Source organism: Cytobacillus dafuensis, assembly GCF_007995155.1.
Taxonomy (GTDB): Bacteria; Bacillota; Bacilli; order Bacillales; family Cytobacillaceae; genus Cytobacillus; species Cytobacillus dafuensis.
Window position 1 is genome coordinate 3319294 of the sequence record NZ_CP042593.1, and the last position, 17651, is coordinate 3336944.

Below are 17651 nucleotides of genomic sequence, written 5' to 3' on the forward strand. Positions count from 1 at the left end.
TGGACAATGAAATTTTTTATAACTGTAATGAAGGTAGACCTGTCCAAAAAAGAAATTCATTCCTAAATTTTATATTCAAATAATTGATAGCATTGTCAGAAGCGTTAGAAAAACTAAGGCATTCGCCAAGTTCTTTTTGGCGAATGCCTTAGTTTTCCTTATGCGATCTTGTTTAAAGATATTGAATTGAAAACACATTTTACTTTAGTACGTTAATAAACTTAAACTTTCTTATTAGCCAAAAAAGGGACGTCTCTTTGCCGATAAATCGACTTATGAGACGTCCCCATTATTAAAATATTTAATTTTATAGTCCGCACTTTAATTGGGCATTACAATTTGTGCAAGTGTTGCAGCCACCAATTTCTTCAACTTTTCCTTTACGACAAACTGGACAAGTATTGCCAACCTCTGAACCAATCACGTTAGTCGATTGCAGCTCATTAATTGTATCGACTAGAACAACATGAGGTTTTGTTTTTTCTTTTTTGTCTACTCTTGTTTCTTCAAAATTGTTTTCTTCCGCTTTTAAGGTTAGAACTTGAGAATCACGTGATCCGTCAACGTAAACGGTTCCGCCTTTAGCACCACCGCGATATAAACGCTCATATACTTTTTCTACTTGTTCAACACTATATCCTTTTGGTGCATTAACAGTTTTACTTATGGAACTATCAATCCAGCGTTGGATGATACATTGAACATCCGCATGTGCCTCTGGTGCTAATTCCATCGCAGATACAAACCAATTTGGAAGATTTTCTGAATCTGCTTCTGGATGCTTATCTAAATATTCCTGTACGATATCTGCTTTCACTTCAATGAATTTTCCAAGACGTCCGCTTCGGAAGTAAGAGAATGAAAAATATGGTTCCAATCCGGTTGATACCCCAACCATTGTCCCTGTTGATCCTGTAGGGGCAACAGTTAGCAAGTGAGAATTACGGATTCCATTTTCTAAAATAGATTTACGAATATCTTCAGGCATTTTACTCATGAATCCTGTTTCAGTAAATGCTTTACGTAATCTGTTTGTTCCTTCTTCTGTTTCCCCTGTTAAGAATGGGAAGCTTCCTTTTTCTTTTGCAAGCTCTACCGAAGCTCGATAAGCTGTTATTGCGATTGTTTCAAATACCTTATCGACTAGTTTATTGCCTTCTTCTGAACCATACTCTGATTCGCAATAGATAAGAAGGTCATGAAGCCCCATCACGCCAAGGCCGACACGGCGCTCACCTAGGGCTTGCTTTTTATTTTCTTCAAGGAAGTAAGGAGTAGCGTCAATGACGTTATCTTGCATTCTAACTCCAACTTCGACTGTTTTCTTTAATTTTTCAAAATCAACTGTCTTGTTTTCCTTATCTGCCATTTCAGCTAGATTCACAGCCGCTAAATTACATACACTGAAAGGTGCGAGAGGTTGCTCTCCGCATGGGTTTGTCGCAACTACTTTCTGTACATATGCTTTCGCATTCGTCATGTCGTTTGCATTATCGATAAAGAAAATTCCTGGCTCAGCTGAGTAAGTTGCACATATGTTAATCAAGTTCCAAAGCTCTTTTGCTTTGATTTTACGATACACTCGAACTTTATGACCGAGCTTTTCCCATTCACGAACATCCCCAACTTTATGCCATTCTTCGTTATAGATCTGCATTTCTTCTTTTTCATAGCTTTCGACATCTGGGAAGCGAAGTTCGTATTCTGCGTCATTTTCAACAGCGGCCATGAATTCTTTTGTTAAGCAAACAGAGATATTTGCACCAGTTAGGAATTCAGAATTGTGAACAGAATAAGTACCGCCATTAACAAGCTTTTCTTCTGCATCGCTAATAATTTTCTCATTGAAGCCACCGTATCCAGGAATGCTCTTATAGTTAATAATCCCTTGATACATAGCTAATTCTTGTTCAGTGAAAGGAGTAAATTTTAGTTTTTCTTTTGCGTATTTCTTAATGGTTTCATCATTTGTTGTTTCAAGAAGGAATCGTAAAATTCTTGGATTTTGCATTTTTGAAATGATGAATTCAATAATGTCTGGATGCCAATCCGTTAACATGATCATCTGAGCGCCCCTGCGGGAGCCACCTTGCTCAACTAGATGTGTTAATTTCGCAATATCATCCAGCCATGATACCGATCCGGATGACTTGCCGTTTACGCCTTTAGCGAGCGTGTTGCGCGGTCTCAAGGTTGAGCCGTTTGTTCCGACTCCACCGCCACGGCTCATGATTTCCATGACCTGTTTGCGATGTTCAGAAATTCCTTCACGAGAATCCTGAACAAATGGCATAACATAGCAGTTAAAGTATGTTACATCTGTATCTGCTCCGGCACCGTAAAGAACGCGTCCAGCAGGGATAAAATTAAGGCTTGCTAACTCCTGATAAAACTTTTCAAACCATTCTTGCCTTTTCTCTTCTGTTTTTTCAACTGAAGCCAGGCCAGTTGCATTACGTTTTGCGATTTGCTCATAAAAAAGCTCTAGCGGTTTTTCAATGACATCTAGAGATCTCTTAATGATTCCAGTTTGTGATTCTTCTGGGTCATCAAGTACCCCTCTGTAATCTTCTTCCACTAGAACGGTTGCTAACTTTTTTTCCCAATCGATATCTAAAATGTATCCAAGTCCACGTGCAGGAAATTTAGGATCTTCTTTGATGGTTAATACGATAAAGTCCCCATTAGTCAAAGTAATCTTTTCAGTATCCTTAAATGTATATCTGTCCAGCATGACCAAACGGGAAACCCCTTTGTGGGTCATTTTCATATCAGAGGTAATAGGATGTACCTGAGGAAATAATCGGATATCTTCGTTTAATTGTTCAATGTTTAAACTCATTTTTTGTCCTAATGCTACAGACATTATTACAACTCCTTCAAAAGAAAATATTCAATTTTAATACTAGTTTTTGTTTATTCTAGTTGATAGTTAATAATCTTAAGTTATCATAGTGGATATTTAAAATCAACAACAAAATCTACATGTAGTAGCGAAAATATTTTCGGAACCACTATATGTTGTGTTTGATTCACGTTTCACTTTTTTTGTCAAGCTCAAAAAAAACTAGAATCGAGAGAAAAAAAGAGAATATCAAAGATTCGCGACAGATTTTGACAAATTTTAATATATTTTGAGGCTTGCACATTTATTTGGAAACATAATCTTTAAAGTGCAGGTTTTCCCAAAAAGAAAAACACAGGCTACTCACCTGTGCCGATATCTCATTCCTAATTTTTATCCCTTGGAATAAAATCAAAAATTTTTCCTGATTCGAAGCTATCCACCAATTGATTTAACCATTCATAATATTGAAGTGCTGCATTCATTTTATCAATGTCTGTTTTTGCTGCTGATCTAACTTCCTCATCAAGATCCTCAAATATTATTATTTTTTCAAGCTCCGTTATCGCTTTCGACATTGCGGAAATATTCATGGAGATCCCTGCACGCCATTTAATAGTAAAAAAATCTGTAAATGTTTGATACCAGTCTTCCTCTGCCTTATATAAATCCTTTCTTGTCCCTTTTTTCCACACCTTTTCGACCATTTTAAGCTCCAATAAGTGACGGATAGAAGTGCTCATACTTGTTTTACTCATCCCGAGCTCTTCCTTCATCTCATCTAGTGTCATTGGATGATTTTGAAAATATAACATCCCATATAATCGCCCAATGGAATCTGTTACTCCATATAAATTCATATTTTTAGCAATCGTCTCGATGACCCGTTCTCTTACATGATCAAGTTGTTCTTTCCCATCCATTTAATCATTCACATCCATAAATGAAAAATTAACTTTTTCTGCTTTCGCCCTAAGGCTTGAGAAAAAATGAAATATCCATTTAATAGACTAACATGTTTTTTTTGAAAGTAAAGAAGCAATTGAATGAGTATATGGGAGGATATGAAAGGAAGTTTAAGTAATCCGCTTTTACGGTATGTTCAGTTTATTCTGTACGCACTTTACGACTAAATATGCCTGATTACCAGCTTTGCCCACATTTTCTATTAATAATACAATTAAAGGGTCGCATTAGCCGGTGTGGTTTGAACGGGAGGGACTATTTTGAATGATAAACATGTAAAATTAAGCGTTAAAAACGTAACAAAAATATTTGGGAAACAATCCAAGAAGGCATTACAGCTATTAAGGGAAGGCAGTTCTAAAGAAGAAATCCTGAAAAAGACCGGCTCGACTGTCGGTATAAACCAAGCTTCCTTTGATGTTTATTCAGGTGAAATTTTTGTCATCATGGGACTTTCAGGAAGCGGAAAATCAACTTTAGTCCGGACATTAAATCGACTTATCGATCCAACTTTGGGTGAAGTTTGGATTGATGGAAAAGAGATAACAAAAATGAAAAAGGATGAACTAAAGAATGTTCGTCGGAAAAATATAAGCATGGTTTTTCAGAAATTTGCTTTACTTCCACACAGAACGGTCCTTGAAAACACGGAATATGGTTTGGAAGTGCAAGGAATTGAAAAAGAAGTAAGAAAGCAAAAAGCAATGAAGGCATTAAAGCTTGTTGGTCTAGAAGGCTATGAAGACCAGTTTCCTAAACAACTAAGCGGAGGAATGCAGCAGCGTGTCGGACTTGCAAGGGCTCTGGCAAATGATACAGATATTCTATTAATGGACGAAGCCTTCAGTGCGTTAGATCCTCTAATTCGTAAAGACATGCAGGACGAATTGCTTGAATTGCAGTCATCGATGGAAAAAACGATTATCTTTATTACCCATGATTTAGACGAAGCTCTTCGAATTGGGGATCGAATTGCCTTAATGAAGGATGGGGAAATTGTACAAATCGGCTCACCTGAGGAAATTCTAATGAATCCTTCTAATCAATATGTTGAGAGATTCGTTGAGGATGTCGATTTGTCTAAAGTGCTGACAGCAGGTCATGTAATGAAACGAGCTGAAACCGTACAAATTGATAAAGGGCCTCGGGTTGCTCTACAAATGATGAAGGATCTTGGTATATCAAGCATCTATGCAGTAGATAAGAAAAAGACGCTTATTGGCACCATTCATGCTGCAACTGCTAAAACAGCAGTTGAAAAGGGGCAAAATTTACAAGAAATTGTAGATCGGGATGTACAAAAGGTTGCAAGTGATACATTGTTAACGGATTTATTTGATAAGGTTTCAACTGCGACAATTCCAGTTGCAGTTGTTGATGATAATCGTCTTCAAGGCATTCTTGTCAGAGGTGCTGTAATTGGAGCGCTGGCAGGAAACAATGAGGTCATTAATGTTTTAGAAAAAGCGAATAATCAAGTTGCTGTAAGTCAGTCCGAAAAGGGGGTTGTGAATAAATGGAAAGCTTAATTCCAAAACTACCGATTGCGGATTGGGTTGATCAATTTGTTGAATGGCTGACCATCACTTTTGAAGCAGCCTTTAACGGTGTTTCAGAAGGACTTGAAACTGTTGTTGAAAGTCTTGTTACAGGATTAGGATTCATCCCATCCTATCTATTTATGATCCTATTAAGTTTGTTAGCATGGAGGCTAGCATCAAAAGGAATTGCACTTTTTACCATCATTGGGTTGTTCTTAATTGATAATTTAGGCTATTGGGAACCGATGCTTGAAACATTGGCTTTAGTATTAACTGCTGTTGTTCTTTCAGTCATTATTGGTGTCCCAATCGGAATCTGGGCATCACAGAGCAAGAGAGTGAAACAAATTGTTACACCAATATTGGATTTAATGCAGACAATGCCAGCATTTGTGTACCTTATTCCTGCAATCTTCTTCTTTAACATTGGGGTTGTTCCAGGTGTAGTAGCATCTGTTATTTTTTCCATGCCTCCGACAATCAGATTAACAATATTAGGAATCCAGCAAGTACCGGCAGATATTATTGAAGCTACTGAGGCATTTGGTTCCACAACAAGCCAGCGATTATTAAAGGTACAGCTTCCCCTAGCCATGCAAACAATCATGGCTGGAATTAATCAAAGCATTATGCTGGCATTATCTATGGTTGTCATAGCATCTATGGTTGGAGCTCCAGGACTTGGAGCGGATGTCTATCGTGCAGTTACACAGATTCAAATCGGAAAAGGTTTTGAGGCTGGTCTAGCTATTGTGGTTATTGCCATCATCCTTGACCGTATTACCCAAAATATAGGAATCAAAAGACAAGGGGGAAACTAAGTTGAAGAAAATATGGTTGTCCGCTTTTATGGTGTCTGTTCTCACAATAGGACTAGCGGCATGTGGATCAGACAACGCTAGTAAAAATGAAAATAAAACAGATAAAGGAGATACAAAAGCTTCGGTCGGGGAAAGTGTTGATTACAAAATCATCGGTATCGATCCAGGTGCAGGATTAATGAAGGCAACAGCAGCTGCTGTTGAAGAATATGAACTTAGTGATTGGAATGTAGTAGAAGGCTCAGGTGCTGCTATGACTGCAGCATTTAAAAAGGCATATGACAAGGAAGAGCCTATCATTGTAACTGGGTGGACACCACACTGGATGTTCTCCAAATTTGATCTGAAATATTTAGAGGATCCAAAAGGCGTATACGGCGGTGAAGAAAATATCAATACGATCGCACGTTTAGGGCTAGCAGAAGATCATCCATCTGCCTACAAGGTTCTTGATCAATTCAATTGGACTGCAGATGAAATGGCAGATGTAATGGTAAAAATCACTGATGGAGAAGATCCAGAAAAAGCTGCCAATGAATGGGTAAAAGCAAATGCTGACAAAGTGTCTACATGGACAGAAGGTGTAGAAAAGGTAGACGGTGATAAAATAACATTGGGCTATGTAGCTTGGGATAGCGAAATTGCAAGTACAAATGTCATCTCACAAGTATTAACAGAGCTAGGATATGATGTTACCCTTCGCCAGCTTGAAGCAGGCCCATTGTGGGCCGGAGTAGCTGACGGAAGCCTCGATGCTAGTGTCGCAGCATGGCTCCCCCTCACCCATGCTGATTATTATGAAAAGTTTAATGGCAAATTTGAGGACCTTGGCGCAAATATGGAGGGAACTAAACTTGGATTAGTTGTTCCTGCTTATATGGATATTGATTCGATTGAGGATTTGAAAAAGTAATAAGAAAAGGAAGGCAATGTCACTTATGGCATTGCCTTCTTCTATATCCAGCCTTTCTCCGCCGCAACAGTAATTGCTTCTATCCTATTTTTCACGTGCAGCTTACTTATGATTTCAGACATATAATTACGGACGGTCCCTTGTGATAAAAAAAGGATTACAGAAATTTCTTTCGCTGTTTTCCCGTCCGCAACCATTCTTAACACTTCTCGCTCACGTTCAGTTAATGGATTTTCTTCCTTCATGCTTCCAAAAACTAATTCAGGAGAAAATTCCCGTTTTCCTTTCATCACATTTCTTATCGCTACTGCCAGATCATCACTTGATCCATCCTTTAGCAAATACCCATGTACGTCCACTCGAACTGCACGTTCAAAATATCCAGGTCTTGCAAATGTTGTTAATATAATAATTTTGCAATCTGATCCAAGAGTCTTCAATTCTTCCGCTACTTCCAGACCACTTTTAATTGGCATTTCAATATCCATAAGGCAAACATCTGGCTTTAGAGCAAGGATTGATCGAAGCGCTTCCTCCCCATTTTTCGCCTGTGCGATTACCTCTATATCCTCTTCGAAACTAAGAAGTGACCCGAGTGCTCCGCGAAGCATACCCTGATCCTCTGCAATGACAATTCTAATCATGAGATAACACCTGCCTCTCTTTCTTTAACGATAACCGGAACCGTTATCATAAGCTTAGTTCCATTTTCAGATGTTAAATTCAAGTCTCCATCAATTAATACAAGCCTTTCTGTCATCCCTTTCAAACCATTTCCATATTTATTATTAGAGTTAAGACCCTTTCCATCATCATGAATACTCAGCAAGATCTCCCCTGCCTTTTCTAAAATACAAACGAGACATTTTTGGGCCTGGCTATGCTTAACCACATTCGTCACAGCCTCCCTTAGACATAAACTCAGTATATTTTGAGTTAGTTCTGGAATACCCTTTAACTTCGAGTCACCCTGCAGCTCATAAGAGATATTTGCAGCTTCTAGAATAGATTTAGCATGAGTTAACTCCTCTTCTACCGATATCGTCCGCATATCGGAAACAAGCTCTCTCACCTGTGCAAGGGCCGCTCGAGAGGTTCTTTCAATTGCTTTGACCTCTGTTAATGCCTTCTCAGAATCCTTCGTTATCAGCTTTCCAACGAGCTGACTTTTCAATGTAATTAAAGATAATGTATGGCCAAGAGTATCATGGAGATCACGGGCAATCCTCATTCTTTCCTCACGTTTGACCAATTCTTTAATTGTTTCATTTGCTTCGTTTAATTTTTGTTCGAGCTCCAATTTACTATTCATAGATCGTATACCAAATGGTGAAATAAACATAATCACAATAAAAGGGATAAAATATAACATGCTGGCAGAAAAGAATACATCCGAATGCAAAAATAACGGTATAATAATTGCGATTGCAAAAAGGATCAGTGCATTATAAAATTTCTTTTTGTCCGTAAACCAGCCAATGAAATTTGCTGGGAAAAATCCTAAAAAAATATTATTGATATTATAAAAGACTGCCAGAATAAGAATAATTAAAACTTGAATGATCAGCCATTTTGAAAAAGACTTCGTGTTAAAATAAAGCTTCCGGTATGCGACAGTAAACAATAATACCAATGCATATCCGACAAACCTTTTCCAGTCAGATTCATAAAAGATATAATAAATTGGCATAAATAGATAAATCAAAAAGATATATGGAAAGAATCCATATCTCTCTGGGAAAAATTCAAATTTCCCCTTCCTCTTTTTCATATACACTACACCGCCGCTTCCTGCTTTCTCCTAATATATCCCGATAATAGCATAAAGAGGAAGAGATAACCTATTAGAATCATAATATTTTTCAGCTCCGGACTGTTTCCACGAATAATCTGCCATGCCCCATTCCCAAAATTATATGAAGGAAGCCACTTCCCAAATGCTTGAACGAATTCTGGCATTATTTCCATCGGCATCCACATTCCGCCCGAAATAGCAAAAATCATATAAATAACATTACTGACTCCTGATGCAGTATCCACCCTCTTCATTGTTCCAACTAATGTTCCTAAAGCAAGAAATGGAAATGATCCTGCCAATATCCATAGTCCGCTCATTAGCCACTCGTATACTGTAAGTGTAACATCATTAACAATTGCACCAGTTGTAAAAATGATTATTATTGAAATAAGGTGAATGACCGTTTGCCCAATCATTTTAGCAGTAAAATAGGCATAATCAGATAGAGGAGTGATACGCATAAACATAGCCCAGCCTTTTGTGCGTTCCTCAACAAGCCTAATGCCTAGCGTCATAATCGCTGATCCCATCACACTGAATGCTGTCATTGACATCAAATAATGAGCTTGCCAAACCTGCTTATCCTGAATATCCGTATTAAAGATTTTTGTAAAAATGATATAAAATAGGATTGGCATAAAGAGAGACCAAAAAACAAAATATGGATTCCGCAGAATTCTAATCGTCTCTGCTTTACATTGCATTCTAAACGCATTCATATTAGATTGCCTCCTTCTTTTCAGTTAATTGCTCAAAGGCTTCATCAAGTCGGCCATGATCAACTTGAACTCCACTAATTTTCAATCTCATCTCGAATAATGCTGCAAGCACTTGATCAGTATTATCTGTTTCGACATATATGCGATTTTCATTTCGGTATACATGTGAGACACCAGGAATCTTCATCAATCCCTCAAATGAAATGCTATCAGTTGAATGAAAGGAGACAGACTTTCTAGTTAGCTTAGCTTTCATTTCCTCAGGTGTCCCATCCTCTACAATGATTCCATTTTTAAACAAAATAATTCTTTCTGCTGTATCATCTGCTTCCTGAAGGTAATGCGTTGAAAACACAATCGTCTTTCCCCTTTTCTTTAATTCATGGATAGTATCCCAGAAACGTTTTCTAGATGTTATATCCAATCCTACTGTCGGCTCATCGAAAAAGAGCAAATCGGGATTTCCCGCCATCGCAAGTGCAAAGCCGAGACGGCGTTTTTGACCACCTGAAAGTTTATCAGCTTTCTTTTTCAAATCACCCTCACTCAAGCCTGTCAATGAAACAATTTCATCAAAGGCAATAGGGTTCGGATAATAGCTTCTGAATAACTGAATGACTTCTTTTACCTTTAAGGCATCAATAACACTTACCTCCTGTAGCATTGCGCCAATTCGCTCACGCACCTTCTTCTCCTTTGGATGCATATTAAAAATTTGTACCTGACCACTTGTTGGCTCAAGCAATCCAAGCATCATCATGATTGTAGTCGTCTTTCCAGCTCCATTCGGACCAAGAATTGCCACAATCTCACCCTTTTTTATCGAAAAAGAAATCTCATCAACTGCTTTTTTATTTTTATACGTCTTTGAAACATGATCGAGCTGTACTATTGTTTCCATTGCTTCCACCTCCGCCACTTCTACCCTCATTATAATTCGGAGGAAATTATTGGTTTAGTGGATAATGTCATTTCTTACAGATGACATTTGTCATTTTGCTTTTACTTCGTTTGGAAAAAAACAAAAAAAGAGCCGCATACAGCAGCCCTTCTCACTTCTTCATGAAGTTTATCCCATTATATGATAGCCTGAATCTACATATACAATTTCTCCTGTTACCCCTCTTGAAAGATGACTCAATAACGAAAGAGTCATATCCCCAACCTCTTCTTGGGTGACATTTCTTTTTAAAGGGGATTTTTCTTCAATTAAATGAAGGATTTCATTAAAAGAAGGAACCCCTTTCGCGGCTAGAGTACGTATAGCCCCTGCGGAAATGGCATTAACGCGAATATTGTTCTTCCCTAGATCTAAAGCCAAATATTTCACAGCTGCTTCAAGCGAAGCCTTTGCAATTCCCATTACATTATAACCTTCGACTACCCGTTCGGCTCCGAGATAGCTCATTGCAATAATGGAACCTCCGTCTGACATTAACGGTTTTGCTTCTCTAGCAACAGCAATTAATGAATATGCACTCGTATCCTGGGCAAAAGCATATCCTTCCCTCGATGTATTAATAAATGCCCCTTTAAGGTCTTCTGCATGGGCAAAAGCAACCGAATGCACAACTCCGTGTATTGTACCAGCAGCTTCTCCAATATTTGAAAAAGCTTCTTTAATACTTTCATCACTATTTACATCGCATTGAACGATTAATTTCGCTTCGTAATGATTGTCACTTAAGAGTTTATTTAATTTTCCTAAAGAACGTTCTTTTCGATAAGTAAAAATTAAGTTCGCCCCTGCTTTATAAAGAGACTTTGCTACCCCCCAAGCAATGCTTCGTTCATTAGCAACTCCCATTATTACGATATTTTTACCTTTTAATTTTAATAAATCTTCCATTTTATCCTCCAATTAATAAATAGGTTAACACCTAATAATAGCATCTACTACCAGCTTTAAATTATATCATACCTATTTGATTAGCAAAAAAAGCGGCATCTGCCGCTTTTATCTTTTGAAATTCCATTCATCATGTTCATAACGCTCTTTAGCTATTTTATTAACATACTCAAGCTCTTCAGCTGTCAGTTCGTATGGCTTAAGCTCGATATTGAGTCCCTCTTCAAAGCCCTTTTTAAAAGCTTCCTTTGCCTGTTCGAGTGTAACTCTTTGTTTACTTATTTCGTTTATGGCAACAGCCTTGTTTTTAAATGCCTTTTGCATTCTTTCCTTCACTCGGTCATTTGGATATTTGAAAAGGCTAAACAGCTTGTCCTCCTCTATATCGAGTAAGATGGAACCATGCTGCAAAATTACACCTTTTTGCCTTGTTTGCGCACTTCCAGCTACTTTGCGACCTTCTACAACAAGCTCATACCAGCTCGGAGCATCAAAGCATACGGCAGAGCGGGGATTTTTTAAGGAGTCTCTTTCCTCATCTGTTTTTGGAACAGCGAAATAGGCTTCCATTCCTAAATGGTGAAATCCCTTTAAAATCCCTTCAGAGATGACTCTGTATGCCTCAGTAACTGTTTTGGGCATATCCGGGTGCTCTTCAGATACGATGACACTATATGTAAGTTCATGCTCATGAAGAACTCCCCTTCCCCCTGTAGGCCTGCGGACAAACCCTAGTCCATTCGCCTTAACCGCTTCCATATCAATCTCTTTATCCACCTTTTGAAAATAGCCAATCGAAAGTGTAGCAGGATTCCAACCATAGAATCTAATGGTTGGAGGAATTTTCCCCTGGCTATTCCAGTCAAGGAGTGCTTCATCTAATGCCATATTAAAGGAGGGTGATCCAGCACCCGTATCGATAAAATTCCAAACTTCTTTTGCCATTTATAAAACCTCTTTTACAATAGTTTTAATGCGAATTTAAGTCTATCAAAATTAGGCCAAAAAAAAAAGTATCGCGATTTTTGCCCTGAAATTTGTTTGATTTCCTTTACTCGAATGATAGAAGACTTATATAATATTAATGAAACTCTACGAAATGTTTAGTAATGCTTGAAAGGAGAAAAACAGATTTGGATACCCTTTATTTCTTTCTTATCATCTTAGGCGCAATAATTGTCTATTCGGTTATTAATTGGCTATATCAGCGTAAAATCGTTAAAACACTAACTGAAGAGCAATTTCGTGAAGATTATCGGAAGGCTCAATTAATCGATGTTCGTGAACCAAATGAGTTTGAAGCAGGACATATTCTTGGCGCTCGTAACATCCCGCTATCACAAATGAAAGTACGATTAAAGGAGCTTCGCCCGGATAAGCCGGTTTACTTATATTGCCAAAGCGGCATGAGAAGCGGCAGAGCAGCCCAATTTCTTTACCGCAAAGGCTATAAAGATCTATCACACCTTCAAGGTGGTTTCAAAAAATGGTCTGGAAAAGTAAAAACGAAATAATATAAAGAAAACTCGCCGATTGGCGAGACTTGGAAAGGCGAAGACAGAGGCGTAGTTGCACTTATCGCGCTCATACATGCCACGTCCTGTGGCATTCGCCCGACTAGGACATCCTGTCCGTCGTACTTAATTCCTAGAATTGGCAACTACGTCGAATCATCTTCTGCGCTGGCAATTTATAATTTCTTAAAGTGTTAGGAAAGACCTCTGCAAAATGAAGAGCAGAGGTCTTTTTAATTGAATCTTTCTTTTTTATTGCTTTTGGTAGCGAAGAACAGGCTTTCGAGCTGCAAGTGTTTCATCAAGTCGTCCGATAACTGTGTTATGCGGGGCTTCTTGAACGATTTCTGGATTTTCTTCTGCTTCCTTCGCGATTTGCAGCATGGCATCACAGAATGCATCAAGTGTTTCTTTTGACTCTGTTTCAGTCGGTTCGATCATGATACATTCTTCCACATTTAATGGGAAGTAGATTGTTGGCGGATGATATCCAAAGTCAAGAAGGCGCTTTGCAATATCAAGTGTACGTACACCAAGTTTCTTTTGACGTCTGCCGCTTAATACGAATTCATGCTTACAATGTCTGTCAAATGGAAGGTCATAGGCATCTTGAAGCCTTCTCATCATATAGTTGGCATTTAAAACTGCATATTCTGTAACAGCTTTAAGTCCGTCTGGACCCATTGTACGAATATACGTATAGGCACGAACATTAATTCCGAAGTTTCCATAATAAGGCTTAACTCGGCCAATTGCCTGTGGACGATCATAATCAAAGACATATTTGTCGTCTTGCTTCACTAAAACTGGCTTCGGAAGGAATGGAATCAAGTCTGCTTTTACTCCGACAGGACCTGAACCAGGGCCTCCGCCTCCGTGTGGGCCAGTGAAAGTTTTATGAAGATTTAAGTGAACTAGATCAAATCCCATATCTCCTGGACGCGCTTTAGACATTACCGCATTTAAATTAGCTCCGTCGTAATAAAGCTTTCCGCCGGCACCATGGACAATTTCTGCCATTTCAAGAATATGCTCTTCAAATAAACCTAAAGTATTTGGATTTGTAAGCATTAAAGCAGCAGTATCTTCTCCAACTACTCGTCTTAAATCATCTAAATCTACAAGACCATTGTCATCAGATTTTACCGTGATGGTTTCAAATCCTGCTACTGTAGCTGAAGCAGGGTTCGTTCCATGTGCAGAATCAGGGACAATTACCTTTGTACGTTTGAGATCTCCGTTTGCTTCATGGAAGGCACGAACCATCATTAAAGCTGTCCATTCTCCATGTGCACCAGCAGCAGGTTGTAGAGTAACTTGATCCATACCCGTGATTTCAATTAAATGCTCTTGTAAATCGTACATAAGCTCCATAGCACCTTGAACAGAGCTTTCATCCTGTAATGGATGAACATGAGCGAATCCAGGGAAACGTGCAACATTTTCATTGATTTTTGGATTATATTTCATTGTACAAGAACCAAGCGGATAAAAGCCTGAGTCAACACCATGGTTCCTATTGGAAAGCGCTGTGTAATGGCGCATAATATCGAGCTCTGCTACTTCTGGAAGCTCTGCCTCTTCTTCCCTTAAATAACCTGCAGGGATCAGTTCATTAATATCAGTTTCCGGAACATCCATTTCCGGGAGACTATAACCGATGCGGCCAGGTGTGCTTAATTCAAAAATGAGTGCCTGATCGTCCTTATGCATGGTACTCCCCCATTTCTTTAACAAATGTATCGATTTCTTCTTTCGTTCTTAGCTCTGTTACAGCAACAAGCATATGGTTTTTCAAATCTGAAAAATCGCGTCCTAAATCGAATCCGCCAATAATGCCTTTTTCAAGAAGCTTCTGATTCACTTCTTTAACAGGCTTATTCAATTTAATAACAAATTCATTAAAGGAAGGCCCTTCAAATGCAAGCTCAAAGCCATTTTCTTTAAAAAGCTTTTTCGCATAATTTGATTTTTGAATGTTAGCAAGTGCCATTTCCTTAACACCTTTTTTACCAAGAGCTGTCATGGCTACTGATGCTGCAAGTGCATTCAATGCTTGGTTGGAACAAATATTTGAAGTCGCTTTGTCACGGCGAATATGCTGCTCACGCGCTTGAAGCGTTAATACAAAGCCTCTGCGTCCTTCTTCATCTACAGTTTGTCCAACAAGGCGTCCAGGAACTTTTCTCACCAATTTATTCGTTACAGCAAAATAACCACAGTGCGGTCCGCCAAATGCAGTTGGAATGCCAAAAGGCTGTGCATCCCCTGCCACAATATCAGCACCGAGTTTCCCAGGAGGTGTTAAAGCTCCAAGTGAAAGCGGATTGCTTGAAACAACGAACATAGATTTTTGCGCATGGATGATTTCTTCCAGCTCTTTTAATGGTTCAATTCTGCCAAAAAAGTTTGGATATTGAACAATAACAGCAGCAATATCATCACTTATCATTTCTTTCAGTGCTTCTAGATCGGTAACCCCATCATTATGCGGAATTTCAATAACCTCGATATACTGGCCTTTTGCATATGTTTTCACAACATCTTTGGATTCAGGATGAACTGCACTTGAAATAAGAACTTTTTTGCGGCGAGTTTGGCCTGCACTTAGCATTGCAGCTTCTGCCAACGCTGTGCCACCGTCATACATGGAAGAGTTTGCAACATCCATACCCGTTAGTTCACAAATCATTGTCTGGAATTCAAAGATCGCTTGAAGCTCCCCTTGAGAAATTTCCGGCTGATACGGTGTATATGCTGTATAGAATTCTGAACGGGATATTACATGATCAACGATGACAGGCATGTAATGATCATAAACCCCTGCTCCTAAAAAAGAAGTGTTGCTTTTAAGATCTGCATTCTTCTGAGCCATTTTAGTAAGCTCTTTCATCAATGCTGTTTCGGTTGCAGCTGGTTTAATATTATATTCCCCTTTAAATCTAACACTTTCAGGAATATCACTGAATAATTCATCGATTGAGTTTACACCGATGGTTGCGAGCATTTCTTTCTTATCCGTCTCAGTCATCGGTAAATAGCGATGTTTCATCATTTAAGTCTCCCCTCCTATTTTTTCTCTCTTTTATAAAATGGCGTAGCTGCCACTACTGCCTTAAGGCGCTTTCCACGAATTTCAACTTCTACTTCTGTACCAACAGCAGTATTTTCAATAGATAGTAAAGCTAGGCCAATATTTTTCTTTAATGTTGGCGATTGTGTACCTGTTGTCACTTCTCCGATTTGCTCTTCACCCTTAAAAACCAGGTAGCCATGACGTGGAATTCCGCGGTCAATCATTTCGATACCAACTAATTTTCTTGAAAGTCCATCTTCTTTTTGCTTTAATAGCACTTCTTTTCCAATAAAATCAGCTTCTTTATTTACTTTCACTGCAAAGCCAATGCCAGCTTCTAACGGTGAAATTTCTGGAGAAAGCTCTTGACCATAAAGAACCAAGTTAGCCTCAAAACGCAATGTATCGCGAGCACCTAATCCACAAGGAATAGCACCTTCTTCTTTACCAGCTTCTAAAATATCCTTCCAAATTGAAACTACATCATTAGCATCGCAATATACTTCAAACCCGTCTTCCCCTGTATAGCCAGTTCTAGAAACAAGGGCTTTTTTACCATTTAAATCAACATCATTTTGGAATTTAAAAAAGCCAATATCTGATAGATTTGTATTACTAGCAAGCTTTTGCAATACACTCTCTGCCAATGGACCTTGGATGGCAACTTGTGCTGTCTGATCAGAAAGATTTTTAATTTCTACATTACCCTCAAGATGATCAGCAAGCCATTTGTAATCTTTTTCAATATTAGATGCATTTACAACAAGTAAAAAATGATCATCTGTAAATTTATAGACAAGTAAATCATCAACAGTTCCGCCATTTTCATAACACATAGCAGTGTACTGGGCACCAAAATCTTTCAATTTTGAGATATCATTTGTCATCATTTTTTGAAGATAGGAAAGGCTATCAGGCCCCTTTACTTCAATTTCACCCATATGGGATACATCAAACAAACCAGCTTTAGTACGGACTGCTTCATGCTCTTCTTTAATGCTAGAAAATTGAACTGGCAGATCCCAGCCGCCAAAATCAATTGTCTTTGCGCCATAGTCCTTGTAAACATCGTATAACGGTGTACGTTTTAACTGTGACATCCACTTGTCCCCCTTATAATATTTATTAAAAGCTTGAAATTTGAACAAAAAAAGGACAGAAAATCCCCTATATTTCAAGAAGATCCCTGTCCTTGCACCTGAAAGTTTACCGAATAACGGTTTTCCCCTTTGGTGGCTCCAAAATAATAGAGCGCTCTCCAGAGTTACGTCAAATAAGGGTTCTTTTGCCTGAGAGATTCACAAATCCATTGCTTGCTCCTTCGGCGCCACAAAAGTAGTCTCTCCCCTTATTGTCATCCGTATTTATAAAATTTTTCAAGTTGGTTCATACTAAACAAAATGGCGTCTTGACCGTCAATTTGCATGAATATGAGTTAGCTAGCTTTCACCTTTCAACTCGAAACCAAATTTGAAAATCAATAAAAATATATTTCGATAAACTAAATGATTGTGGCAAATTTCAAAACTTTCAAAGCTATTCTTATCCTACCATTAGAAGGTCATTTGGGCAATGGGTAATCTGATTCTAACTACAAAACGAATACTTC

15 protein-coding genes and 1 riboswitch are annotated in these 17651 nt (G+C 38.4%); of the genes, 4 read left to right on the forward strand and 11 right to left on the reverse strand.

The window, feature by feature from the left end; genetic code table 11:
- Positions 1-307: 307 nt before the first annotated feature.
- Together FSZ17_RS15845 and FSZ17_RS15850 are read right to left on the reverse strand one after the other, a co-directional pair.
- Positions 308-2866 (reverse strand): vitamin B12-dependent ribonucleotide reductase, encoded by a 2559-nt coding sequence (locus tag FSZ17_RS15845; protein WP_057776895.1) that lies wholly within the window; start codon positions 2864-2866, stop codon positions 308-310.
- A gap of 365 nt (positions 2867-3231) precedes the next feature.
- A complete protein-coding gene (locus tag FSZ17_RS15850; protein WP_057776894.1) occupies positions 3232-3768 on the reverse strand; it encodes a GbsR/MarR family transcriptional regulator in 537 nt (178 codons plus the stop codon).
- 303 nt (positions 3769-4071) lie between these two features.
- Between FSZ17_RS15850 and FSZ17_RS15855 the strand changes: the two genes are divergently transcribed.
- The 3 genes from FSZ17_RS15855 to FSZ17_RS15865 are packed head-to-tail and all read left to right on the forward strand — an operon-like array spanning position 4072 to position 7086.
- Complete coding sequence (locus FSZ17_RS15855) at positions 4072-5340, forward strand: quaternary amine ABC transporter ATP-binding protein (RefSeq protein ID WP_057776893.1); 1269 nt, start codon at positions 4072-4074, stop codon at positions 5338-5340.
- Positions 5328-6173 carry an ABC transporter permease gene (locus FSZ17_RS15860; protein WP_057776892.1) on the forward strand — a complete coding sequence of 282 codons (846 nt, stop codon included), beginning with the start codon at positions 5328-5330 and terminating at the stop codon, positions 6171-6173. Before FSZ17_RS15855 ends, FSZ17_RS15860 begins: the two co-directional genes overlap by 13 nt.
- 28 nt (positions 6174-6201) lie before the next feature.
- Complete coding sequence (locus tag FSZ17_RS15865) at positions 6202-7086, forward strand: glycine betaine ABC transporter substrate-binding protein (RefSeq protein WP_057776908.1); 885 nt, start codon at positions 6202-6204, stop codon at positions 7084-7086.
- Between the two features lie 41 nt (positions 7087-7127).
- Here FSZ17_RS15865 and FSZ17_RS15870 read toward each other — a convergent pair whose 3' ends face one another.
- From FSZ17_RS15870 to FSZ17_RS15895, 6 genes are all read right to left on the reverse strand, one after another.
- Entirely contained in the window at positions 7128-7730 is a 603-nt protein-coding gene (locus FSZ17_RS15870) for a response regulator transcription factor (protein WP_057776891.1), read from the reverse strand.
- The gene (locus FSZ17_RS15875; RefSeq protein ID WP_057776907.1) at positions 7727-8857 is read right to left on the reverse strand and encodes a sensor histidine kinase; all 1131 of its coding nucleotides are present in this window, start codon (positions 8855-8857) and stop codon (positions 7727-7729) included. Before FSZ17_RS15875 ends, FSZ17_RS15870 begins: the two co-directional genes overlap by 4 nt.
- A 5-nt stretch (positions 8858-8862) precedes the next feature.
- Positions 8863-9603: an ABC transporter permease gene (locus FSZ17_RS15880; protein ID WP_057776890.1), complete on the reverse strand. Its 741-nt coding sequence runs from the start codon at positions 9601-9603 to the stop codon at positions 8863-8865.
- A 1-nt stretch (position 9604) separates the two neighbouring features.
- Positions 9605-10504: an ABC transporter ATP-binding protein gene (locus tag FSZ17_RS15885; RefSeq protein WP_057776889.1), complete on the reverse strand. Its 900-nt coding sequence runs from the start codon at positions 10502-10504 to the stop codon at positions 9605-9607.
- A gap of 168 nt (positions 10505-10672) precedes the next feature.
- Positions 10673-11452, reverse strand: a complete 780-nt coding sequence (gene fabI, locus FSZ17_RS15890; protein ID WP_057776888.1) for an enoyl-ACP reductase FabI — start codon at positions 11450-11452, stop codon at positions 10673-10675.
- Between the two features lie 108 nt (positions 11453-11560).
- Complete coding sequence (locus tag FSZ17_RS15895) at positions 11561-12397, reverse strand: lipoate--protein ligase family protein (RefSeq protein ID WP_057776887.1); 837 nt, start codon at positions 12395-12397, stop codon at positions 11561-11563.
- Positions 12398-12585: 188 nt separating this feature from the next.
- Here FSZ17_RS15895 and FSZ17_RS15900 point away from each other — a divergent pair, with 188 nt between their 5' ends.
- A complete protein-coding gene (locus tag FSZ17_RS15900; protein WP_057776886.1) occupies positions 12586-12966 on the forward strand; it encodes a rhodanese-like domain-containing protein in 381 nt (126 codons plus the stop codon).
- A 252-nt stretch (positions 12967-13218) separates the two neighbouring features.
- Here FSZ17_RS15900 and gcvPB read toward each other — a convergent pair whose 3' ends face one another.
- From gcvPB to gcvT, 3 genes are read right to left on the reverse strand one after another with little or no spacing between them, the layout of a single operon-like run.
- A complete protein-coding gene (gene gcvPB / locus FSZ17_RS15905; RefSeq protein WP_057771544.1) occupies positions 13219-14679 on the reverse strand; it encodes an aminomethyl-transferring glycine dehydrogenase subunit GcvPB in 1461 nt (486 codons plus the stop codon).
- Positions 14672-16018: an aminomethyl-transferring glycine dehydrogenase subunit GcvPA gene (gcvPA, locus tag FSZ17_RS15910; RefSeq protein WP_057772325.1), complete on the reverse strand. Its 1347-nt coding sequence runs from the start codon at positions 16016-16018 to the stop codon at positions 14672-14674. The genes gcvPB and gcvPA overlap by 8 nt, the downstream gene beginning before the upstream one ends.
- Positions 16019-16035: 17 nt before the next feature.
- Complete coding sequence (gcvT, locus tag FSZ17_RS15915; protein WP_057771545.1) at positions 16036-17142, reverse strand: glycine cleavage system aminomethyltransferase GcvT; 1107 nt, start codon at positions 17140-17142, stop codon at positions 16036-16038.
- A 167-nt stretch (positions 17143-17309) separates the two neighbouring features.
- A riboswitch (glycine riboswitch) is annotated at positions 17310-17400 on the reverse strand.
- Between the last annotated feature and the right edge of the window lie 251 nt (positions 17401-17651).

Coding starts and splice junctions, on each gene's coding strand:
- FSZ17_RS15845 (WP_057776895.1), bottom strand. CDS start 2,866: ATGTCTGTAGCATTAGGACAAAAAATGAGTTTAAACATTGAACAATTA.
- fabI (WP_057776888.1), bottom strand. CDS start 11,452: ATGGAAGATTTATTAAAATTAAAAGGTAAAAATATCGTAATAATGGGA.
- FSZ17_RS15895 (WP_057776887.1), bottom strand. CDS start 12,397: ATGGCAAAAGAAGTTTGGAATTTTATCGATACGGGTGCTGGATCACCC.
- gcvPB (WP_057771544.1), bottom strand. CDS start 14,679: ATGCATAAGGACGATCAGGCACTCATTTTTGAATTAAGCACACCTGGC.
- FSZ17_RS15885 (WP_057776889.1), bottom strand. CDS start 10,504: ATGGAAACAATAGTACAGCTCGATCATGTTTCAAAGACGTATAAAAAT.
- FSZ17_RS15860 (WP_057776892.1), top strand. CDS start 5,328: ATGGAAAGCTTAATTCCAAAACTACCGATTGCGGATTGGGTTGATCAA.
- gcvPA (WP_057772325.1), bottom strand. CDS start 16,018: ATGAAACATCGCTATTTACCGATGACTGAGACGGATAAGAAAGAAATG.
- FSZ17_RS15880 (WP_057776890.1), bottom strand. CDS start 9,603: ATGAATGCGTTTAGAATGCAATGTAAAGCAGAGACGATTAGAATTCTG.
- FSZ17_RS15870 (WP_057776891.1), bottom strand. CDS start 7,730: ATGATTAGAATTGTCATTGCAGAGGATCAGGGTATGCTTCGCGGAGCA.
- gcvT (WP_057771545.1), bottom strand. CDS start 17,142: ATGTCACAGTTAAAACGTACACCGTTATACGATGTTTACAAGGACTAT.
- FSZ17_RS15850 (WP_057776894.1), bottom strand. CDS start 3,768: ATGGATGGGAAAGAACAACTTGATCATGTAAGAGAACGGGTCATCGAG.
- FSZ17_RS15865 (WP_057776908.1), top strand. CDS start 6,202: ATGGTGTCTGTTCTCACAATAGGACTAGCGGCATGTGGATCAGACAAC.
- FSZ17_RS15875 (WP_057776907.1), bottom strand. CDS start 8,857: ATGAAAAAGAGGAAGGGGAAATTTGAATTTTTCCCAGAGAGATATGGA.